Source organism: Streptomyces sp. WAC05292, assembly GCF_003949955.1.
GTDB classification, from domain to species: Bacteria; Actinomycetota; Actinomycetes; order Streptomycetales; family Streptomycetaceae; genus Streptomyces; species Streptomyces globosus.
Map to the genome: position 1 here is coordinate 1 of NZ_RPSE01000523.1, position 3,461 is coordinate 3,461.

The following is a 3,461-nucleotide window of genomic DNA, read 5'->3' on the forward strand; positions in this document are numbered from 1 at the left end:
GCCTTGCTCCCCCGTGTTCCCCCGTCCCCCCCTGGGCCGGGGAGCCCGACGTCCCCCGTCGGCTCCCGCGGCCCGTGCGCCCCCCGTATCCCCCGTGGGACGCCGTGCGGCTTACGGGCGGGGACCGGACGCGTGGTTGTCCAGCGTCACGATGTCCTCGTCCGCAGCCGGCTTGTCGACCGGCTTGATGGCGATGCCGGAAGCGTGGTTGTCCATCGGCGTGATGTCGGTGTCCGCCGCGGCCGTCCCCTCGACGGGCTTGACCCCGATGCCCGACGCGTGGTTGTCGAGCGGGATGATGTCGCTCTGGGTCGGCAGGACGTTCTCGTTCGTCGTCATCGGATCTCCTGATGGATTGCTGGGCCCGTTCGGCGATTCCCCCGCGGACCGCCGAACGGGCGGTCCAGCAGGACTCCCGCGCCCCCCGACGCGGTGAGTCGATGCATCCATCGTGTCGGACGGCGATAAACGAACGATGAATGCCTTCCGGACGGCGCCCCGGGCCCCGGCCCCGGCCGTGGGGTCAGGCAGCGATCTCCGACGCCAGCAGGGCCCGCACCTCGGCCAGTTCCGGCGACCCGAGCCCCGCGAACACGGCCTCGGCGTCCCGCCAGCAGGCCCGGGCCCGGTCCCGCTGGCCGAGCCCGTGCAGGGCCTTGCCCAGCACCGTCAGGACCGTCGCCCGCCGCCACTCGCCGCCGATCCCGCGCAGCGCGATGGCCTGCTCGGCGTGGGCGGCGGCCAGCGTCGGCCGGCGCGCCGCCAGGTGCGCCTCCGCGAGACGGAAGTGCGTCACGCCCTCCCACAGCGGCTGCCGGTTGTCGTGGAAGAGGGCGAGCGCCTCGGTGAGCTGCGTCAGCGCCTCCGAGAGCCGGCCGGCCTGGGTGAGGGCGATGCCGAGGGCGTACCGGCCGTTGGCCAGGCGCAGGGTCAGGCCCATCCGGTCGTATATGGCGATGCCCTGCTCGGCGAGGTCGATGGCGCTGGCGAGGCGGCCCAGCTCGACGTGGATGCGGGAGAGGTTGCACAGGGCGCTGGCCTCGCCGATGTGGTTGGCGTCGGCCCGGAAGTTGTCGATGGCCTCCAGCAGGTACCGCTCGCCGTCGGCGTGGCGGCCCTGGTAGAGGGCGATGATGCCGCGGTCGTTGGGGGCCCAGCAGCTGGGCAGCGGGTCGCCGGCCTCGCGGGCCAGGACCATCGCCTGCCGGGCCTCGCCGTCGGCCTCCGCGAACCGGCCGGCGACCAGGTGGACGTTGGTCAGCGCGGTGCGGGCCCGGCCCTCGGCGTGCGGGTCCTTCGCGGCGTGCGCCGCGTCGCGCAGGGCGACGGCCGCGGACTCGTACTGCTTGGAGTTGGCGCCGGACTCGGTGAGGTCCTTGGCCGCCCACAGCAGGTCGACGGCCCGGCGCAGGACGTCGGCGCGCCCGGTGGTCCGCAGGGAGGACTGGCGTACGCAGGCCAGCAGCGGGTCGGCTTCGGCGTACAGCCAGTCCAGGGCGGCGCGCGCCTCGGTGAAGGCGAGGCCGGGGTGGGTGGTGGCGGCGAGGTGGGCGGGCAGCCGGTCGCCCGGCCGTTCGACGGCGTACACGGCGGAGGCGGTCGCCAGGTAGAAGTCCAGCAGCCGGTCCAGGGCGGCGTCCCGCTCGGCGGCGTCCTGCTCGTCGCGCTCGGCGCAGGCGCGCGCGTAGAGGCGTACGAGGTCGTGGAAGCGGTAGCGGCCGGGCGCCGCCGACTCCAGAAGGGAGCAGTCGACTAAAGCCTCCAGCAGGTCCTCGGTGTCGTGCTCGGGCAGGTCGAGGGCGGCGGCGGCCGCGGCGAGGGAGATGTCGGGGCCGTCGGCGAGGCCGAGGAGGCGGAAGGCGCGCTGCTGGGCGGGCTCCAGCTGGCCGTAGCCGAGCTCGAACGTGGCCTTGACGGCGAGGTCGCCGGCCTGGAGTTCGTCGAGGCGGCGGCGCTCGTCGGCGAGCTTCGCGGCGAGCACGGACACCGTCCAGGTGCGGCGCGCGGCGAGGCGGGAGGCGGCGATCCGGATCGCGAGCGGCAGGAAGCCGCAGGCGCCGACGACGTCGAGAGCGGCCTGCCGTTCGGCGCCGACCCGCTCCGCGCCGACGATCCGGGTGAAGAGCTGGAGGGCCTCCTCGGGGCTCATCACGTCCAGGTCGACGAGATGGGCCCCGGCGAGGCCCGCCATGCGGACCCGGCTGGTGACGAGGGCGGCGCAGCCGGCGGTGCCCGGCAGCAGCGGCCGGACCTGCGCGGCGTCGCGGGCGTTGTCGAGGAGGACGAGGACGCGGCGGCCGTCGAGGGCGGAGCGGTAGAGCGCGGCCCGCTCGTCCGCGGTGTCCGGGATCGCGGTGTCGGGGGTGCCCAGCGCCCGCAGGAAGGAGCCGAGGACGGCGACGGGCTCGGCCGGGCGGGGCTCGGTGCCCTGGAGGTCGACGTACAGCTGCCCGTCGGGGAAGTTCGGGCGGGCGGCGTGCGCGACGTGCACGGCGAGGGTGGTCTTGCCGACGCCGCCGATCCCGGCGAGCGCGGAGACGGCCATGACCTGCCCGTCGGCGGCGGAGAGGATCTCGCGGAGTTCGGAGACGAAGGTGGTGCGCCCGGTGAAGTCGGGGACGGTGGCGGGCAGCTGAGCCGGCCGTACGTGGACGGGGGCCGCGGCGGCCGGCGGGGCCTCGGCGCGGGCGAGTTCGGCGTCGGCGCGCAGGATGCGCTGCTGGAGGGCGGACAGTTCGGGGCGGGGGTCGACGCCGAGTTCGTCGGCGAGGAGCCGGCGGGTGTCGGCGTAGACGGCGAGGGCCTCGGCCTGGCGGCCGCTGCGGTAGAGGGCGAGCATCAGCAGCTCGCGCAGGCGCTCGCGCAGGGGGTGGGCGGCGGTGAGGGCGGTCAGCTCGGAGACGGCCTCGGCGTGGTGGCCGACCTCCAGGTCGAGGTCGAGGCGGGCCTCCAGCAGTTGGAGCTGCCATTCCGCGATGCGGGTGCGCTCGGTCTCGGCGTGCGGGCCGGGGACGCCGGCGAGGGGCTCGCCGTCCCACAGGTCGAGGGCGCGGGAGAGCAGGGTGCGGGCGCGGTCGCGTTCGCCGGCGGCGCGGGCCCGCTCGGCGTCGGCGGCGAGGCCGCGGGCGACGGCGAGGTCGAGGGTGCCGGGCGGGGTGTGGACGGCGTAGCCGCCGGACTCGGTGACGAGGGTGCCCGGTTCGAGGATCTTGCGCAGGCGGGAGGCGTACGTGCGGATGGTGGCGAGGGCCTGCTGGGGCGGGTCGTCGCCCCAGATGGCGTCGATCAGCTCGCGGGCGGTGGCGGTGCGGCCGTCGCGGAGCAGGAGGACCGCGAGGAGGGCGCGCTGCTGCGGGGTGCCGGAGGGGAGGGGCTCGCCGCCGCGCCAGGCGCGGATCGGGCCGAGGACGGCGAAGCGGGAGCCGGCGCCGGCGCCGGCTCCCGCTTCGCCGTCCTCGGCC

2 protein-coding genes are annotated in these 3,461 nt (G+C 76.2%); both read right to left on the bottom strand.

The window, feature by feature from the left end; genetic code table 11:
• Nucleotides 1-111 precede the first annotated feature (111 nt).
• Nucleotides 112-339 carry a hypothetical protein gene (locus EF903_RS30360; RefSeq protein WP_125548198.1) on the bottom strand — a complete coding sequence of 76 codons (228 nt, stop codon included), beginning with the start codon at nt 337-339 and terminating at the stop codon, nt 112-114.
• 184 nt (nt 340-523) lie between these two features.
• On the bottom strand, nt 524-3,461 hold a 2,938-nt coding region (locus tag EF903_RS30365), incomplete at its 5' end, for an AfsR/SARP family transcriptional regulator (RefSeq protein ID WP_125548199.1).

What these genes read in the sequence shown, in the direction of transcription:
- EF903_RS30360 (WP_125548198.1), bottom strand. Translation starts at nt 339, where the DNA reads ATGACGACGAACGAGAACGTCCTGCCGACCCAGAGCGACATCATCCCG.